The 18,055-nt window shown below is 37.0% G+C and carries 16 protein-coding genes; 5 read left to right on the forward strand and 11 right to left on the reverse strand.

All coding sequences use genetic code 11. The features are described from left to right. Positions 1-225: 225 nt before the first annotated feature. A complete protein-coding gene (locus tag RHP76_RS03105) occupies positions 226-1,770 on the reverse strand; it encodes a hypothetical protein (RefSeq protein WP_311229458.1) in 1,545 nt (514 codons plus the stop codon). Between the two features lie 148 nt (positions 1,771-1,918). Here RHP76_RS03105 and RHP76_RS03110 point away from each other — a divergent pair, with 148 nt between their 5' ends. From RHP76_RS03110 to leuB, 4 genes are read left to right on the forward strand one after another with little or no spacing between them, the layout of a single operon-like run. After that, on the forward strand, positions 1,919-3,082 hold the full coding sequence (locus RHP76_RS03110) for a 2-isopropylmalate synthase (protein ID WP_120231065.1): 1,164 nt from the start codon (positions 1,919-1,921) through the stop codon (positions 3,080-3,082). Positions 3,083-3,111: 29 nt separating this feature from the next. Continuing rightward, positions 3,112-4,500: a 3-isopropylmalate dehydratase large subunit gene (gene leuC, locus RHP76_RS03115; protein ID WP_216444644.1), complete on the forward strand. Its 1,389-nt coding sequence runs from the start codon at positions 3,112-3,114 to the stop codon at positions 4,498-4,500. Between the two features lie 15 nt (positions 4,501-4,515). Then, the gene (leuD, locus tag RHP76_RS03120; protein WP_062669734.1) at positions 4,516-5,124 is read left to right on the forward strand and encodes a 3-isopropylmalate dehydratase small subunit; all 609 of its coding nucleotides are present in this window, start codon (positions 4,516-4,518) and stop codon (positions 5,122-5,124) included. Beyond that, on the forward strand, positions 5,105-6,229 hold the full coding sequence (gene leuB, locus RHP76_RS03125; RefSeq protein ID WP_120231067.1) for a 3-isopropylmalate dehydrogenase: 1,125 nt from the start codon (positions 5,105-5,107) through the stop codon (positions 6,227-6,229). The genes leuD and leuB overlap by 20 nt, the downstream gene beginning before the upstream one ends. Positions 6,230-6,324: 95 nt before the next feature. On the opposite strand, the gene RHP76_RS03130 is transcribed toward leuB, so the two are convergent. The 10 genes from RHP76_RS03130 to RHP76_RS03175 all read right to left on the reverse strand — a co-directional run bounded on the left by RHP76_RS03130 (position 6,325) and on the right by RHP76_RS03175 (position 15,750). Next, positions 6,325-6,510, reverse strand: coding sequence for a hypothetical protein (locus tag RHP76_RS03130; protein ID WP_120231068.1), 186 nt, complete (start codon positions 6,508-6,510; stop codon positions 6,325-6,327). Between the two features lie 71 nt (positions 6,511-6,581). Then, complete coding sequence (locus tag RHP76_RS03135) at positions 6,582-7,187, reverse strand: DUF4230 domain-containing protein (protein WP_062669730.1); 606 nt, start codon at positions 7,185-7,187, stop codon at positions 6,582-6,584. 3 nt (positions 7,188-7,190) lie between these two features. Beyond that, entirely contained in the window at positions 7,191-7,754 is a 564-nt protein-coding gene (locus RHP76_RS03140) for a TlpA family protein disulfide reductase (protein WP_062669728.1), read from the reverse strand. Positions 7,755-7,757: 3 nt separating this feature from the next. Continuing rightward, on the reverse strand, positions 7,758-8,225 hold the full coding sequence (locus RHP76_RS03145; protein ID WP_034694493.1) for a pyrophosphohydrolase domain-containing protein: 468 nt from the start codon (positions 8,223-8,225) through the stop codon (positions 7,758-7,760). 104 nt (positions 8,226-8,329) lie between these two features. Next, the gene (locus RHP76_RS03150) at positions 8,330-9,061 is read right to left on the reverse strand and encodes an energy transducer TonB (protein WP_123278243.1); all 732 of its coding nucleotides are present in this window, start codon (positions 9,059-9,061) and stop codon (positions 8,330-8,332) included. Between the two features lie 114 nt (positions 9,062-9,175). Continuing rightward, positions 9,176-9,586: a hypothetical protein gene (locus RHP76_RS03155; RefSeq protein WP_311229459.1), complete on the reverse strand. Its 411-nt coding sequence runs from the start codon at positions 9,584-9,586 to the stop codon at positions 9,176-9,178. Between the two features lie 10 nt (positions 9,587-9,596). Then, positions 9,597-10,310, reverse strand: coding sequence for a glycohydrolase toxin TNT-related protein (locus tag RHP76_RS03160; RefSeq protein WP_311229460.1), 714 nt, complete (start codon positions 10,308-10,310; stop codon positions 9,597-9,599). Positions 10,311-10,784: 474 nt separating this feature from the next. Continuing rightward, on the reverse strand, positions 10,785-13,715 hold the full coding sequence (locus tag RHP76_RS03165) for a reprolysin-like metallopeptidase (protein ID WP_311229461.1): 2,931 nt from the start codon (positions 13,713-13,715) through the stop codon (positions 10,785-10,787). 376 nt (positions 13,716-14,091) lie between these two features. Next, the gene (locus RHP76_RS03170; protein WP_311229462.1) at positions 14,092-14,589 is read right to left on the reverse strand and encodes a DinB family protein; all 498 of its coding nucleotides are present in this window, start codon (positions 14,587-14,589) and stop codon (positions 14,092-14,094) included. A 21-nt stretch (positions 14,590-14,610) separates the two neighbouring features. Beyond that, positions 14,611-15,750 (reverse strand): acyl-CoA dehydrogenase family protein, encoded by a 1,140-nt coding sequence (locus tag RHP76_RS03175; protein WP_120231072.1) that lies wholly within the window; start codon positions 15,748-15,750, stop codon positions 14,611-14,613. A gap of 191 nt (positions 15,751-15,941) precedes the next feature. Here RHP76_RS03175 and RHP76_RS03180 point away from each other — a divergent pair, with 191 nt between their 5' ends. After that, positions 15,942-17,855, forward strand: coding sequence for an endonuclease (locus tag RHP76_RS03180; protein ID WP_311229463.1), 1,914 nt, complete (start codon positions 15,942-15,944; stop codon positions 17,853-17,855). The last annotated feature ends 200 nt before the right edge of the window (positions 17,856-18,055 follow it).

The raw sequence follows: 18,055 nt of genomic DNA on the forward strand, positions 1-18,055 counted from the left end.
GTCGCTCCTCTGGAGCTTTATTTTTATGGGACTTCATCAAAACCAGCTCCATAGGAGCTAACAGTTAATAGGATGTATGGGGATTTAAAACTAGAGCTCCGGAGGAGCGACCTCTTAATACCTAAATCTATAAAAGATTATATTAAAAAATGTTTTTTGATGTTTTATTTTACATGAAATAAAACATTGTAAATTATTGAAAAATATATTTTTATATATTCTTATTTAATGCTTTCTTTTATACTTTACTTTCTGCTTGATAATCTCAATAACATCCACATTCTGAACTTTGGATTTAATCCATCCATGAATATCAATATAGAATAATGAACGTCTATAATATTCATTATTGGAATATTCTTCCAGCTTTTTATCAAAGCTTTCAAAAGCTTTTTGTCTCTGATCCGGGATTTGATTATTCAGGTTCTTAAAAAACTGAATGCTTTCAAAATGGAATTCTTCCGGTTTTTTCATTTTCTTCGCAAATTTCAAAGTAGAAGCAATAAATTCATCATAATCTTCATCATTGCCAGACTCATATTTTGCCATTAAGATCAGAATTCTTGTATGGAACAAGAGGTCTTCCTGTACATTTCCTTTGGATTCTATAACCCTCATAGAATATTCAATGGACTTTTCAAACATTTTACTTCCGAAGAACATGGCGGCCATTTTAAGGTAAAGAATCATAAAATGGTGCTCATCAATCCTCTCTCTGAGCTTTTCCATTTTTAATTCCACTTCAGGAATAAGTTTGGTTCCTGTGAAGAATTCTCCTTTTACAAAGTGAATATTCATCAGCGTATTGTACTGAGTAAGAAAAATAAGAGACTGAAGGTTCTCATTCTGAACAAAATTCTCCGAATGAACCATTGTATTGAAGTTCTGGAAATGTTCCTCCAGAATATCAATATTTCCGTATAAAAACAAAATTTTCAGCAAATACGTATTCCCTTTGATATACCAGACAGGATGGCTATAGATCATTTCAGGTTTCTTGTGAAAAAGATCGACCCATTGATAAGCATATTTCAAGGTATATTTATAGTCCTGTAAAAGCTGGTTTTTCCAGACATGGGCTTTGTAATACCATAATTTCTCTGTGAAATTCAATTTCTCAGGATTAATGTTTTCAATCTCGGAGTTAAAAACGTCCATGACTTCCTGCCGGTCTGCATCGTTTTTAACATAACCATGGGTCAGCATTTCGCTATATAATTTCAACGAAAGATTGGATAATTTTGTTGTATAACGGTTTTGTTTACTGATCTCCTGAGACTGCTTGATAAGCTCTTCGGCACGACCTTCAATACTTCGTGTAATGAATTGTGATTCAATTACTTTTTCAAGGTCTATGATTTCTGAGGCAATACTTTTTTCATCCAGTTCCAAAGCTGTCTGTTTGGTCTTGTCCAATATCTTTAAAGCCTGTTTATAAAGTCCTTTCTGATACAGGATATTGGCAAAATCCAACTGTTCACGAAGCTGGATTCTATAGTTCTGATGACTCGGGTTCATGCGGAGACTCACCAGGATTTGTTTGTAAAGATGGGCTTTAAGGTTAGAAAGCTGTTGTTTTGTAGATATTTTTTTCTCAATAATAATACTTTCGTCATATTCTTTCATCTTGTCCATCTCAGAAAATAACAATAGGAATTTGGCATCTACGTTAATTCCGAGTCGGTTTACGTAGAGCTTAAACTGTCTTTTTTCAGAGGTCGTCAATGACTTTACCAATACAAACAAAAAATCTTTCTGCAATTCTGCCATTGTAAATTTTAAGGAATTAAATTATTGATTAATAAATAAATACAATTGTTTTTTGAGCTGTTGAATATTGTAATTTTCAGGAAAAGTGAAAATAAAAAAATATCGCAAGCTGTAGTTTTGAGCCAAAATTAAGTAAAAAACTTCACTTATGAATTCCGAAAAAATCGAAATATTTGATACGACACTGAGAGATGGAGAGCAGGTTCCGGGATGTAAACTGAATACGGAACAGAAGCTGATTATTGCTGAAAGGCTTGACGAATTAGGAATTGATATCATTGAAGCAGGATTCCCGATTTCCAGCCCGGGAGATTTTGAATCAGTTTCAGAAATTTCAAAACTGGTGAAAAATGCAAAGGTATGCGGACTCACAAGAGCGAACAAAAAAGATATTGATGTAGCAGCAGAAGCGCTGAAGTTGGCAAAGAAACCAAGAATCCACACAGGAATCGGGACTTCAGATTCTCATATTAAATACAAATTCAACTCAACGAGAGAGGATATTATTGAAAGAGCAGCTGATGCAGTAAGATACGCGAAAACATATGTTGAAGACGTTGAATTTTATGCTGAAGATGCAGGAAGAACGGATAATGAATATCTGGCGCGAGTGTGTGAAGCCGTGATCAAAGCAGGAGCAACTGTCCTGAATATTCCTGATACCACGGGATATTGCCTGCCGGAAGAGTATGGTCAGAAAATAAAATATCTGAAAGAAAACGTAAAGGGAATTGAAAAAGCAGTGCTTTCATGTCATTGCCATAACGATCTGGGACTGGCTACTGCTAATTCTATTGCCGGAGCAATTAATGGAGCCCGCCAGATTGAATGTACGATCAACGGATTGGGAGAAAGAGCGGGTAATACAGCGCTGGAAGAAGTCGTCATGATTTTAAAACAGCATAAAAATCTGAATCTGCATACTGATGTGAATTCCAGAATGCTGAATGAAATGAGCGCAATGGTATCTGATCTGATGGGAATGTCTGTACAACCCAACAAAGCTATTGTAGGAGCTAATGCCTTTGCTCACAGCTCAGGAATTCATCAGGACGGAGTCATTAAAAACAGGGAAACATATGAAATCATAGATCCTGCAGAAGTAGGCGTGAATGCCTCTTCAATCATTCTTACTGCCAGAAGCGGACGTTCAGCATTGGCTTACCGTTTCAAGCATATCGGTTATGAGGTTACCAAAAATGAACTTGATTATCTGTATCAGGAATTTTTGAAAATCGCTGACCTTAAAAAAGAAATAGACAACGATGATCTGAGTGTTATGATGGATTCTTTCGCCAGAAAAATAGGATAGGTTTGATTTAAATCAAGATAAAGTAAACAATGAACAACAGTAAAAAGACACTTTTTGATAAAGTATGGGACGCTCATGTGGTAGAAACCATTCCTGACGGACCTCAGATCATTTATATAGACAAACATCTTATTCATGAGGTAACAAGCCCTCAGGCTTTCGCAGAACTTGAATCCAGAAATCTGGAAATCTTCAGACCTGAACAGATTGTTGCGACTGCGGATCACAATGTACCTACCTTGCATCAGGATCAGCCTATTAAAGATGATCTTTCAAGAAATCAGGTAGAACAGCTTACAGAAAACTGTAAAAAAAATAATATTGAACTTTTCGGATTGGGACATCAATATCAGGGGATTGTTCATATCATCGCTCCGGAATTAGGGATTACCCAGCCGGGCATGAGTATTGTGTGTGGTGACAGCCATACCTCTACCCATGGGGCATTTGGATCAATTGCCTTTGGGATTGGGACCAGCCAGGTAGCTCAGGTATTTGCCAGCCAGTGTTTATTGCTGAACAAGCCGAAATCAATGAGAATTACCGTCAATGGCAAATTAAACGAAAATGTTCAGCCTAAAGATGTGATTCTTTATATCATTTCAAAAATAGGAACAGACGGCGGAACAGGATATTTCTGCGAATATGCAGGTAATGTCTTCGAAGAAATGTCAATGGAAGGAAGAATGACGGTCTGCAACATGAGTATTGAAATGGGTGCGAGAGGCGGAATGATTGCTCCGGATGAAACTACTTTTGAATACGTAAAGGGAAGAAAATTCGCCCCGGAAGGAGAAGACTGGAATGAAAAAGTAGCCTATTGGAGAACCTTGAAAACAGATGAAGGCGCTGTTTTTGATCAGGAACTCAGCTTTGATGCTTCGGATATTTATCCTATGATTACCTACGGTACTAATCCGGGAATGGGGATTTCAATCCGCGAAGTGATTCCGGCACCGCAAAATGAATCTGAAGAGAAAGCTTTACAATATATGGGACTGGAAGCCGGACAGGCAGTTAACAGTATCAAAGTTAATTATGTGTTCATAGGAAGCTGTACCAATGCAAGAATAGAAGATTTCCGTTCTGCAGCCCAGTATATTAAAGGGAAAAGCAAATCTGAGGCTGTAAAAGCACTGATTGTTCCCGGATCTCAGCAGGTGGTTAAACAGATTTATGAGGAAGGTTTGGATAAAATATTCAGTGATGCAGGATTTCAGATTCGTCAGCCGGGGTGTTCGGCATGTCTGGCGATGAATGACGATAAAATCCCGGAAGGAGAATATTGTGTTTCCACTTCCAACAGAAACTTTGAGGGCAGACAGGGACAAGGCTCAAGGACAATTCTTGCCAGCCCGCTTACTGCAGCAAAAGCAGCCATAGAAGGTAAAATATCAGCTTTTGAAAGTTTAAACTAAACAGATTAAAAGTAAATGCAAAAATTAGTTGTTTTAAAATCCCGTGCAGTTCCACTGCCGGCAGAAAATATAGATACAGACCAGATTATTCCGGCAAGATTCCTGAAAAGTATAGACAGAAAAGGGTTCGGAGAGAATCTGTTCAGAGACTGGAGGTTCAATATTCATACTGGGGAACCTAATCCGGACTTTGTTTTAAACAATCCCAAATTCGGTGGTGAGATTCTTGTTGCAGGAAATAATTTCGGTTGTGGGAGCAGTCGTGAACATGCTGCCTGGTCTTTAACGGATTATGGATTCAAGGTCATTGTTTCAAGTTATTTCGCGGATATCTTTAAAGGAAATGCTTTGAATAACGGCCTTCTTCCTGTAAAAGTTTCCGAAGAATTTTTAAAAGAAATTTTAGAGGGTATCAATGAAAATCCTGATAATGAAATCGCTATTGATGTAGAACTACAGTCCATCAGCTTTAAAGATACCACAGAAACCTTTGAGCTTGATTCCTATAAAAAAATATGCCTGCTGAATGGCTATGACGATATTGATTTTTTAATCAGCAGAAAGCAGACGATCACAGAATTTGAATTAAAAACACAAAAAGCAAATGAGCGACAATTATTTTAAAATCGCGGTTCTTCCCGGAGATGGGATTGGCCCGGAAATCATCGGTGAAAGCATTAAAATATTAGATGCTATTGCTGAAGCTTTTCAATGTAAATTCCATTTTGAATATGGATTAATCGGTGCAGAGGCTATTTTTAAAACTGGAAATCCTTTGCCCGAAGAAACGCTGAAAATCTGTAAAGAGTCTGATGCTGTACTGTTCGGAGCTATTGGTGATCCGATTTTTGATAACAATCCGGAAGCGAAAGTAAGACCTGAACAGGGATTATTGAAACTTCGCAAGGAGTTAGGATTGTTTGCCAATATCCGTCCTTTAAAAACCTATGCCTCTCTGATTGATAAAAGCCCATTGAAAAGAGAAATTATTGAAGGTGCTGATATTCAGATTTTCAGAGAACTGGTAAGCGGAATCTATTTTGGTGAAAAATTTACAGATCCGGAAGGTGCTTACGCTTATGATGTCTGCAAATACAGCCGTGAAGATATTATTCCGATTGCGCACATGGCGTTTCAGGAAGCACAGAAAAGAAAGAAAAAGCTTACGCTTATCGATAAAGCCAATGTTTTGGATACGTCAAGATTGTGGAGAAAGACGTGTCAGGAAATTGCACCGGAATATCCGGATGTAGAGCTTGATTATATGTTTGTGGACAACGCAGCCATGCAGCTGATCCTTAATCCTAAGCATTTTGATGTCATTGTAACGGAAAATATGTTTGGTGATATTATTTCCGATGAAGCAAGTGTGATCGGAGGATCCATCGGATTATTACCATCTGCTTCAGTAGGAGAGAAGAATGCTTTGTTTGAGCCTATTCACGGATCTTATCCACAGGCGAAAGGGAAAGGAATTGCCAATCCTGTTGCTTCTATTTTAAGTGTGGCGATGATGCTGGATCATCTTGGTTTAAAGACCGCAGCCGAAAAATTAAGACAGTCGGTAGAGCATGCTATTGAGAATAAGTATGTCACAATCGATCTTAATAGCAAACAGTATTACTCCACAAGTGAAGTGGGAAGCTTTATTGCCGATCATATCAGATATTCTGAAAAGTCTTATTACAATTTTGAAAATATTAAGATCGGAAAATCGACCATTGTATAGAAACAAAAGTTCAGTTAGATAGTTAGAAAGAAAAGTTCCGCCTCGTATGAGACGGAACTTTTCGTTTTTCCTTATATAAAGCCTTAAAAGCTCTTTTATTTTTTTGTGTTATCCATTTTTCCTGATTTGTTTTTGGAAGACTTCTGAACATCTTCTTTGTCAATATCAGGTGGATTGGTCTTTTTTGATGCTGCAGGAATATTCTGGAAATCCTGATTTTGCTTTTGGGTTTCTGCGGTATTGGCAGATTCTTTCCTGGTGGTTTTTCCTTTTGTATCCATGAGTTTGAATTTTAAATGTAAACAATATGGATATTATCATTCAAAGGGTTTGCCAAACAGAATTTTTTTTTCTAAAGTCCCAGAATACCAATTTTTCCGGTCTTGTCTTCTATTTCATAATTCAAAGCCTTAGCCAGTACAAAAATATTATTCAGGTTTTCCATGAGCTGCTTACGGCCTTCGGTTCTCAACTGATTCTGATCAATTGATTTTTCTGCCGTTTCTTTAGCTTTAGCTGTAACATTTTTAATGTCTTTTTCCGAGATCCTGTTAATAAAAGAATCGTCTAAAGATTGAATTTCAACACTTGGAGTTATTCTGATCTCAGCATCAGGAAGCTCGGTAATAATAAGCTTTTTATTGATGGAATCTACTTCGATCTTCATTTTGTTAAGATCATAAGAAACCTGTGCATTGGTTTTGGTATACGTAATAATGCTGTTGCTGGAAATTTCTTTCCCAAAAACTTCATAACCCATTTTGGTTTTCTGCATACTGGAAGTATTTTGCTCCATGACCACCATCTTATTCATCTTGGAAATCTGATTGGTCAGGATATAATAATCCGATTTTTCAGTTTTATTTCCAGGGTTCAGGCAGGATTTCAGACCAAAAAACAGCAGCACCATCGCACCGGCACCGGCTACAAAGGATAATATTGTTCTATAATTTCTCAAAATCTATTTAAAAATTTCTTTGATGACAGATGAATCGTTCTTTTTAAGAATTTGAACCAAATCCCTTTCAATATATCCTGTAGTAGGCATTTCTATAATTCTACCTACTTCTTTTCCATATCTTTTCAGAATAATGGTAGGAACTTTCTGAAGATTGTAAAGACTTTCGTCTCCGGTAGGAGATTCTTTCTTACGGTTAACAGCAATAATATTCAATTTATTTTCCGGATAACCTACGGCTTCCAATATTTTCATCAGTCTTGGAAAATCTCTGTGGCTGTCTTCACACCAGGTTCCCATGAAAACAATAATATCATAGGTTCCGATTCTCTCTTTTTTTAATTCACTGACTGCTTTTTGATCAAGAACATACTCATCATGTTCTTTCACATACCAATCTGCATAAGGAGCTTTTAAAAACTGCTCTTTCAACTGGTTTCCCAAAAGCATTTTGCCGTCATTCTGGGTTTCAACTTCACGGTTTACCACTACTTTTTGTGCAGTAAGCTGTTGTGAAGCCAAAAACAAGGTTGAAAAGGCAACAATATTGGTAATAAATTTTTTCATATTTTATTTTTCGATAATTGATTTTAAATCAGCAGGAGAGTAGTATTTGTTTTTCAATACTTTATGATCTGCCTGTCTGTAAACATTGAATTTTTCTCCGGACTTTTCATAAAAAGATTCTACTTCCTTCTCTTTGTAAAATTCAACAGTTTCCTTCGCCTGTTCTTCATTATCACATGCTTTCGACATATTGGAGCGCTGAACTTCGTTGAATAGCTCTACAAATTTGTTGCCAAGTCCGAATTCCAGTACAGCACCACTCAAAACATACTGAAGATCACACAATGCATCAGCAATTTCTACAATATTATTGTCAGCAATTGCCTGCTTCAGTTCGTTTAATTCTTCCTGTAAAAGTTCTACTCTCAGATTGCATCTTTCCGGAGAAGGAATTTGTGGGGTATCTAAAATAGGGGCTTTGAAAGTAGTATGGAATTCTGCTACTTGGTTCAGACTATCAATTTTATCCATGAATTTTTTTATTTCCCACAAAGATAGAAAAGGATTTGTAAAATGTGAAATGTACACGAGTAAAATATGAGACTCAAAAGCGCAGGCTGTCTATTGTTTTTATTTTATTCCCGCGAATTAAAGTTAATAGGCATTCTAAACCATGATTTTACTGGTGTTCCATTCTTTTTTGCCGGACTCCACTTCCCTTTTATTTTTTTCAGAGCAAATTTTACATCCTCAAGAAGAATTTTATTGTTTTCTACTTTGGGCTCAATATCTACATTGGTGATGTCTCCATTTTCATCTATTGAAAAGGATATAAGAAATGTTCCTTTTGGGTTGTAAGTTTCCCAATCCAAATAATTATTTAAGCTTTCAACAACTTCTTTTCTAAATGCTTTCATCCCTCCGGGCATGGCAGCGGATTGATATGATTTAACAATATCGTAATCGGGTTTGTAATTTTCAAAAAAATCTTTGGGTTGAAATAGAAAATCGAAATAAGCGGCAACTTTCTGTCCGTTTTGTTCTGCAGGCTGCCAGTTTTTTAAGCTCCCTAAGGATTTGACAGCAAGAGTAAAAGCACATTTGTTCTTTTCTATAATAGGATCATCGCTCTTTTTCTTTACTAAAGCAGGTTTACCATTCTCATCAATCTTTAGGCTTACAAAATACATCTCATTTTGATCACATGGTTTTGAGCCGCTTTTCAGGAAATAGTCCTGCACATCTGAGAACAATTGGATAGAACCTCCTTGGTATGGAAACTGGTTATCAGGATACTGGGCAAGTGTTTTTTGTGAATATGCTGGCTCAAAGAACAGCATGAAAAGAAGTAAAGTAATCTTTTTCATGAATTAATGTGTTTTCCTGGTTATCAATAATGTTATTAATTTCTTCACTAAAGTAAGAAAAAGTCCACAATCTGAAACTTGTGGACTTTTAATAGGATATAGATAAGATTTCAATTACTCATATTTCCAGATTCCGGAGATAGTCAATATCATCAATCCTGGCTGCTTTTCCCCATAGCTGAAAACGCCTATATATTTTGAATGACAGGAAGTGCAATCGATACCAAAATATAAAGTAGGTAAATCATTAACTGTTAATTCTCCGAAATGCAACATTCTTTGAGAAGTTCCGTTGACAATTTTGTGCTTTAACAATTCATCTTTAGATACTACTTTATCTTCATGATACAGCTGCAGAACAGGAAATCCTGATTCATAAGGTACTATTGCAACAGTATTTTTGTTGCCGCAATGACAGCAGGTGAAAGTGGTTATTGCTGATGGAAGAGCTTCATCGTTGATGAAGGTGCTTTTTTCAACAGTAGCTTTTTCGGTTAGGTTTATTTTTTCTGATATTGAATACATCTGGGTTGATTTATGGCTGAATAACTGTGCCTACTAAATTAGTGTATTTTCCGCTTGGGCTTTTCTTAATGGTAACTTTTATATAACCTTCTTCAGCCAGCTTATTCCATGTTTTCTGGTAACCCGTGTTGATGTCGCTAGGGATTTTCCACATGGTTTGTTTTCCTTTCCCTGCCTGGTTAAACCAAGGAATGATGTCTGCGGTTTGGGTTTTAAACTGCATGGAACTATTCAAAACATCGATTTCATAGTAAAAATCATACTTGTCTTCAGGTTGATTTAATGCTCTTTGGGTAAAAGTATAAGTGTAACCATTGATAATAGGACTTGTAAAACTTCCTCCTAATGTAGGAACTCCGGTACCGGTATAGTTGCCCACTGCTCCGCTGTATCTGTCGAATTTTTGTCCAACCTGTAAAGGAACATCATCAACAATATTATAACCTCCGTTGGCAGGCGGCCATCCACCATTTAAATTATTAGCTTTAAAAAGTGATTCCAATTCACTCCATTTTCCCCTTTTGTATAGGTCATAAGCTTGATTTTTTATGGCTTGACTTACCGAATTACCGGGATCATAGGTTACTGCCAATTCATCCGCATTTTTGTAGAATACAGTGGTCACATCCGGATAGATGTCTATTACTTCATCATCATCAGAACTACAGGCAACCGAGAAAGAAGTGATGGCTAAAAAAAAGATGTACTTAAATAAATGTTTCATATAAAAAAAATTTAAATTATCTTAAAATAATGTGGTATTAGAGGGAATTACCTTTTTGAAACATCATATTATTTACAAAGATTTTAAATGAATTACTGAAATGAGGATTAGTAATGATTTTCTGTTCAGTAAGAGAAATTTTTGAGGCTGGAATTTGTTTTAATAATACACTTTTCTGACAGTAAAGTGTAGAAATATCAATTTACTCCAAAATAGAGTCAAAAACAGCAGCTGCATGAGACATCAAAAACGGCTTTGGAGCTCCCTTAAATACAATCTGGGTAAACGGCACAATAAAATATTGTTATGCGATAAATTTAAATTAAAAAACTCAAATTATAGTTATTTTGTTTTAAATAAAATGTTTTTATGTAATTAATTTCATTTATAATTGTTTATCGTGATGATATTTTACTTTAAAAAAATAAAACTGCCCCATAAGGAGCAGTTTTTACATCGTTTAATTGTAAAGGATTAGTTTTTAACAAATCTCTTAGAAGATTCTCCGATTTGAATCATATAAGCACCTTTGATAAGGTTACTTACGTTCACGGATCCTCTTTGTAGTTTTCCTGAGTCTATTAGTTTTCCACCCATATCGAAGATTTTATAATCTTCAGAAGTTGTATTTGAAATATAAAGTATATCTCTTGCAGGGTTTGGATAAAGTTTCACATCGGTGATCAGATCTTTCGTACTATGAAGATCTCCTTTTCCGGAAGAAACAATATTAAGGGTATAATCTTCTACCTGTCCGTAAGTGAAAGCTTCACACGAAGAAGTAGGGATTGAACTGTATTTCATCATTACTCTCATTCTTGTAGAACCAACAGTAGCAGTAGCCGGGATTGTAATAGATCCTGTAACCGGACTTGTTGTAGAACCTGCTTTTGTCCATGCCAGTTCTCCGCTGTCTGTAAAGTCTCCGTCTCCGTTGTAATCAATATAAACCGCGTAAGCTTCGCTGTATTTTGTGGAAGTCCAAACCGGAGTAATGGAAATTGTGTAAGCGCTTCCTCTTGTAACATTCGTGGAAACTGAAGTGAAGTTTTCATATCCTGCAGTTCCTGTAGACGTATTATTGATAGATCCAAAGGTTACATTTCCTATTCTTTCATCTGCTGTGTTTGAGGCCGAAGAAGAACAATAAGTAACTGTTCCTCCAGAAAGAGTCGTAACGCTTACGGTGTTGCTAGATACTGAAGCATTCCCAGCTGCATCTTTTGCTTTCACAGAGAAAGAATACGTAGTTGCAGGTGAAAGCCCCGTTACTGTGTATGTAGTAGATGCTGTAGAACCAATTAATGAAGCTCCTTGGTATACATCGTATCCGGTAACGCCAACATTATCTGTAGCTCCAGACCATGAAAGGTTAGTGGTTGTAGCTGTAGTTCCTGAAGCTGCAAGGGTAGGCGCGGTAGGAGCAACGGTGTCAGGAGTTACTGAACCAGCATTGACAGAGATGTTGGCATTGTTGACATCAAAGAAAATGTGGTTTGATCCTTTTACCATAATTCTTCCTGTAGTTGTCGTAGCATTAGGAATGGTTACAGATTGTGAACCATCATTAGGTGTTCCTGCTAATAGAGTTGTCCATGTATTTCCACTGTCTGTAGACCAAAGGATATCTACATTGGCAGTATTCACATTATTTGCTGTAGTTCCTGCTACATCCCATGTAATGGTTTGAGAACTTCCTCCAGCATAAGTCGTTGCAGAGTTTTGCGAAGTTACCAGGAATGGTCCTGCTGTTGAATTTACTGTGATTACTGCATCGTCAGAATTATTTCCAGAACCTCCCGCCTTGTTGTCGCGAACGGTAAATCTGAAGTTTAATGTTCTGGCAACTGAAGAAAGAGCCTCAACTGTGATTTCAGAACCAGCTGTAGTAGTTGCTCCGGTTAAAATCGAAGCCATTCTTGGAAAATATCTTACAGGTGCAGTAGTAGGAGTCCATGATCTGAAATTAGGTCCTGAGGCTTTTGTAGCACTTGCGGCGGAACTTGCTCCTGTCTGAGAAGAAGAAGCGTTGTCCATTTGTTCCCAGATGTAGGTTAAAGAATCTCCGTCAGCATCCGTTCCTGTTCCTGTCAGTACGAATGGAGTTCCTTTTGGAATAGTATAATCTAATCCTGCATTGGCTGTAGGAATTGAATTTCCTGTATTGGTATTAACAGAGCAGGTTTTAGCTTTAATATTATTGGTGATTTGTTGGATACTGATTGCATGGAAAAACGCGTCAGAATGCGGCTGGATATCCTGGCTGGTAATTCCTGCATATCCCATAATGGTTGATCCTGAACCTGGTTCCATATTGGCACCTGTTCCTTCATTATTCATGGAGAAGGTGTGGTTTCCACCGAACTGATGTCCCATTTCATGAGCTACATAGTCGATATCGAAATTATCTCCTGAAGGAATGGCATCTGCCGGAGAAGTATAACCACTTCCTTTTGATCCGTTTGTACAGATACAGCCGATACATCCTGCATTTCCTCCACCTCCTGAAGCTCCGAACAAGTGTCCGATGTCATAATTAGCTTCGCCAATTACAGATGTTAAAGTGCTTTGCAGTTGTGAATTCCAGTTGCTCATTCCTGAAGCAGCAGAATAGGGGTCTGTAGACGCATTGGTGTAGATGACAGCATCATTGTTGGCAATCAGAACCATTCTTGCAGCGAAATCTTTTTCAAAAACACCGTTTACACGGGTCATTGTGGTGTTCATTGCTGCTAAAGCCTGAGCTTTTGTACCTCCGAAATAAGTGGTGTATTCTCCTGTGCACGATAATGCCAGTCTGAATGTTCTCAGTTTGGCATCGTCAGCGTTAGGTCTTGCTGCAAGAGCAGAATTGGAAACTCCTTTCTGTGCGGCATCCACCACGGTACATTCAAATTTGTTAAGATCATCTTTTTTGTCAGATTTTCTGTACACTACATACGAAGAAAGATCTTTGGTGTAAGGCTCGATGAAAACAGCCGATTTGTCACCATAAATTTCCATAGATGACAGTCCTAGTGGAGAAACACTGAAATAGACTGTGGAATTAGGATCATCCAGACCTTGTCCTACATAGGATTTGATATCCGGATATTTTGCTGCCAACTCAGGGGCAAAATTGGAATTCTCCCTCACTTTAAAATTTTCCATTCTGCCTTCAGAATTCGGAAAAGAGATGATGAGTTCTGATTTTTCGCCTGCAGCCAGTCTCTTGGGAGCTTTTGCCAGCATGTTTTTCAATCCGTTGATATCCAGGTTGTATACCTTAGGATTGCTGATGCCGGTTTTGTTTGCAAAGATTTCTGATGAAGTTCTTTTTGAACCTTCAGACCAAAGACGGTCAGTCTGTGCGAAAGAAATACCCGAAATAAGGAGCATTCCAATCAGCGTTAATTGTTTTTTCATATTAAATATTAAATTTGATTGTGGAATGTCAAATCTAATAAAAAATATATTACGAAAAACAAAATTTTTTAAGGAACATTTGGAGTTTATACATAATATATTATGCAATACATTATATATAATTGAAAAGGCTCATTAATACAGAAAAGTGAAAGTAATGAAGAATGCGTTGATTTTGAAAAAAAAATAATATATTGATATTTTGTTTGTTATTTAATTAAAATGAGACAATATAAATTGATAATTATTTAAAGATACGTGAACAATGTTAGTAAATTGAATTTATTAAAATTATTATGCTATTCCGTATTCAGTAGACAAAAAAAGCTGTTCCAGAATGAAACAGCTTACTATATTTAATGCATGTAATCCTTAATTACATTTTATCATCAGCAGTGGGGCCATAAAGTCCCGGAACTTTATTTCCGGTTGATCTTAGGTAAACCACAAGCTCACCTCTGTGATGGTACAAATGATTATAAAGAAAAGCTCTTACCACCTGAACCTTTGGCATAGGAGGGAAAAGTACATTTCCATCCATTTCCATTTTCCATTCATTGAAATAAGTGTTCTCATCCGAGTTTTCAAGAGCTTTCTGTGCGTTGGCAACATTTTCTTCGAATTTTGCAAGGATATTCTCCGCTTTGGAAATATCTCCTTTGTCATACTTATACGTACCCATATCAAAAATATCCTTATTGAAAGTGGATTCGTACCAATTGTATACTTCAGCAATGTGAGAGGCAAGCTGACCGGTTGTCCAGTTTTTTTCGGACGGTTTCCAGTCTAGTGCGCTGTCGGGGATTGCCTGTAAAATTTTTTTGGTGTTTTCAGCTTCATGCAGAAATTCACCTAAAAGTGCCTGTTTAATCATTTGTATTGGGATTTTAAAATGTTATTTCGTGATATCTCTTCCGATGACCAGTCTCTGGATTTCAGAAGTTCCTTCTCCAATCGTACAAAGCTTAGAGTCTCTATAGAACTTTTCAGCAGGGAAGTCCTTTGTATATCCGTATCCACCGAAGATCTGAACTGCATTGTTTGAGATTCTTACACAAGCCTCAGAAGCATATAATTTAGCCATAGCTCCTTCTTTTGTCATTTTTTGTTTTGCATTTTTAAGTGTAGAAGCTCTTTGGATAAGAAGTTCAGCGGCATCAATTTCTGTAGCCATATCTGCTAACATGAAGTTGATTGCCTGGAAATCTGCAATAGGTTTTCCGAACTGATGTCTTTCTTTTGCATATTTCAAAGCAGCTTTGTAAGCTCCTCTTGCAGTACCTAAACTTAATGCAGCAATAGAAATTCTACCTCCGTCCAAAACTTTCATAGCCTGCTTGAAGCCTTCACCTACCTCTCCTAAACGGTGAGAATCCGGTACACGTACGTTATCAAAAATTAATTCTGCTGTTTCAGAAGCACGCATTCCCAGTTTATTTTCTTTTTTTCCGGAAGTAAAACCAGGCATTCCTTTTTCTAAAACAAAAGCAGTAGAGTTGTTCTTAGCACCTATTTCTCCTGTTCTTGTCATTACTACGGCAATATCTCCTGAAATAGCGTGAGTAATGAAATTTTTAGCTCCGTTGATGATCCATTCATCACCATCTTTTACAGCTGTAGTAGACATGCCTCCTGAATCAGAACCTGTGTTGTGCTCTGTAAGTCCCCAAGCTCCGATTACTTTTCCGGAAGCCAGCTGAGGAAGCCATTTGTGTCTTTGTTCTTCATTTCCAAATTCATAAATATGATTGGTGCAAAGTGAGTTGTGTGCTGCTACAGAAAGACCAATAGATGGGTCAACCTGAGAAATTTCGTCCAGAATAGTAACATACTCATGATAACCTAAGCCGGAACCTCCATATTGTTCAGGAACTACAATTCCCATAAAACCCATCTCACCCAATTGGTGGAATAACTCTTTTGGAAACGTTTGGCTTTCATCCCATTCCATAATATTCGGTCTGATGTTCTTTTCTGCGAATTCTCTAGCGGTTTCCGCTATCATTTTGATGTTGTCAATAGTCTCTGTATTCATATAATAATAGTTAGTTCCCAAAGATAACCAAATTGATGGAATGCTAAAATAAATTATTTCAATCGTAATATCTAAAGGGTAATCCCTTTAGTTTTCAAATTTTTATATTTTCAGAATTAATACTTTATTAATAAAATATTCAGTCCTTTCCGTTTTTTATTTCACTATTTTAGTTCCCCAATTTTTAAAGCATGAAAAAATTTCTACTTCCTATCATTTTAATTTCCTCTTATATTTCTGCGCAGGTTCCTGCCGGATATTACGACGGAACTGCCGGATTGACGGGATATGCTCTGAAATCAAAACTTCATGATATTATTTCTGAAAAGATGGTCAACTGGCATTATGACGATCTTAAGGTGTTGTATGGACAGACTGATCTGGATAAATATTATGATCATGATGCTTCCAATACTCAGTATCTGCTGGATATCTATTCTGAAATTCCTTCAGGACCTGATTCTTATGAATATACTGCGGATCAGCTGGTAGCAGGTGTCGGCATGGAAGGCCAGGGATATAACAGAGAACACATGATGCCGCAGAGTACATTCAGTACAAGCTCATCTATCAGTGATTATCCTATGTATTCGGATCTGAATTTTATAATTCCTGTTGATGGATGGATCAACCAGCGCAGGAGCAATTATCCTTATGGAATAGGAAATAATACCAACCATTATATTTTTTCCAACACTTCGAGAATATCCAATGCAGCTATTCCCAATTATCCTTATACCGGAAGAGTGTATGAACCTATTAATGAATTCAAAGGTGATATTGCCAGGAGTTTGTTGTATTTTGCAGTACGGTATGAAGGAAAATTAGGTTCATTTAATACAGCTTATACTACTTCGGCCAATCTTACTCCGGCTACTGATCAGTGTCCATTGGATGGAACGGAAGAAAGAGCGGTTGATCTTGCTTATATTGCAATGCTGAAACAATGGAGTGCAGCAGATCCTGTTTCACAAAGAGAAATTGACCGGAACAATGCTGTTTATACTATACAAAAAAATAGAAATCCATTTATAGATCATCCTGAGTGGATTGATATGATCTGGTCCGAAACGCCTGATAATATTGCTCCCGCAGCTCCCGGATCACTGGTTTCAACCCAGCAGAATGCTTATTTTGTGAATCTGAGCTGGACGGCTTCTCCTGATAATGATGTTTTAGGCTACAGAGTTTATATGAATGGATCAGCGACACCTGTTGCGGTTACAAAAGGGACTTCCATCAGCATCGATCATCTGAGCCCGTCAACCATCTATACTTTTACGGTGAAAGCTTTTGATAAAGCATATCTGGAGTCTCCGTTCAGTAATACATTGACAGCTTCAACGATTGCTGCTGATTCATATGCTCAGGATCTTATGATTACGAAATATATATCGGGAACGAATACGGAATTTATAAAGAATAATGCTCTGGAAATCGTTAATAAAACAGGCCATGAAGTTAATTTAAATAATTACAGGATTAATATTCAGTTTAAAAATAATTCCTCAGGAGCTATATATAATGGAGATACTTATGAACTGGAAGGTAAAGTAGGGAATAACGAAACTTTTGTTATTCTGAACCCCAAAGGTACTCTGTCATGTTATATCGCTGGCCAGGCGAGATTTGTAACAGCTTCTGATCCTATGATGTTTGCGGGAGGAAATTATGTGGAACTTGCTTATAATAAAACGGTTACAGTAGATGCTATCGGGGTAAAATACACGACCAATAATAACGGGAACGTATCTTTATACAGAAAGAACACCATCAATCAGCCTAATAATACTTTTACTATCAGTGAATGGGATTCTTATCCGTCCAATTACTGTCAGAACCTTGGTGGCACATTGTCTACAGCAGAATTGATTGCTGACAATAATGAATTTATTATCTATCCCAATCCGGCTGATGATTATCTTTATGTGAAAGGAGCGGTTGACAAAGTAAAAATAGCCCAAATCATAGATCTTTCGGGAAAAGTGATTTATACCGAAAAAGATCCTTTCAGATATAAGAAACATATTTCTGTACAAGATGTTCCAACGGGAACTTATTTCCTGAAGCTTGATGAAAAGGTACATCAGTTTATTAAAAAGTAAATAACATCAGATTTAAATACTATCAGCTAAACCTAACAGGTTTTTAAAACCTGTTAGTTCTATTTTTATATGGTGTAGAAATAATTCAGGAGATTGCTTCGCCTTGCTCGCACTGACTGTCCTAGCCCTGATAGCAGCGGTTACCCCGCAGTAGAAGTGGGAGAGTTGTAGGGTTAGGGAGTTGGAATACGAAGGCGCGA

It is taken from the genome of Chryseobacterium sp. SG20098 (assembly GCF_031844745.1).
Taxonomy (GTDB): Bacteria; Bacteroidota; Bacteroidia; order Flavobacteriales; family Weeksellaceae; genus Chryseobacterium; species Chryseobacterium cucumeris.

What these genes read in the sequence shown, in the direction of transcription:
- RHP76_RS03105 (WP_311229458.1), bottom strand. Translation starts at nt 1,770, where the DNA reads ATGGCAGAATTGCAGAAAGATTTTTTGTTTGTATTGGTAAAGTCATTG.
- RHP76_RS03110 (WP_120231065.1), top strand. Translation starts at nt 1,919, where the DNA reads ATGAATTCCGAAAAAATCGAAATATTTGATACGACACTGAGAGATGGA.
- leuC (WP_216444644.1), top strand. Translation starts at nt 3,112, where the DNA reads ATGAACAACAGTAAAAAGACACTTTTTGATAAAGTATGGGACGCTCAT.
- leuD (WP_062669734.1), top strand. Translation starts at nt 4,516, where the DNA reads ATGCAAAAATTAGTTGTTTTAAAATCCCGTGCAGTTCCACTGCCGGCA.
- leuB (WP_120231067.1), top strand. Translation starts at nt 5,105, where the DNA reads ATGAGCGACAATTATTTTAAAATCGCGGTTCTTCCCGGAGATGGGATT.
- RHP76_RS03130 (WP_120231068.1), bottom strand. Translation starts at nt 6,510, where the DNA reads ATGGATACAAAAGGAAAAACCACCAGGAAAGAATCTGCCAATACCGCA.
- RHP76_RS03140 (WP_062669728.1), bottom strand. Translation starts at nt 7,754, where the DNA reads ATGAAAAAATTTATTACCAATATTGTTGCCTTTTCAACCTTGTTTTTG.
- RHP76_RS03145 (WP_034694493.1), bottom strand. Translation starts at nt 8,225, where the DNA reads ATGGATAAAATTGATAGTCTGAACCAAGTAGCAGAATTCCATACTACT.
- RHP76_RS03150 (WP_123278243.1), bottom strand. Translation starts at nt 9,061, where the DNA reads ATGAAAAAGATTACTTTACTTCTTTTCATGCTGTTCTTTGAGCCAGCA.
- RHP76_RS03155 (WP_311229459.1), bottom strand. Translation starts at nt 9,586, where the DNA reads ATGTATTCAATATCAGAAAAAATAAACCTAACCGAAAAAGCTACTGTT.
- RHP76_RS03160 (WP_311229460.1), bottom strand. Translation starts at nt 10,310, where the DNA reads ATGAAACATTTATTTAAGTACATCTTTTTTTTAGCCATCACTTCTTTC.
- RHP76_RS03165 (WP_311229461.1), bottom strand. Translation starts at nt 13,715, where the DNA reads ATGAAAAAACAATTAACGCTGATTGGAATGCTCCTTATTTCGGGTATT.
- RHP76_RS03170 (WP_311229462.1), bottom strand. Translation starts at nt 14,589, where the DNA reads ATGATTAAACAGGCACTTTTAGGTGAATTTCTGCATGAAGCTGAAAAC.
- RHP76_RS03175 (WP_120231072.1), bottom strand. Translation starts at nt 15,750, where the DNA reads ATGAATACAGAGACTATTGACAACATCAAAATGATAGCGGAAACCGCT.
- RHP76_RS03180 (WP_311229463.1), top strand. Translation starts at nt 15,942, where the DNA reads ATGAAAAAATTTCTACTTCCTATCATTTTAATTTCCTCTTATATTTCT.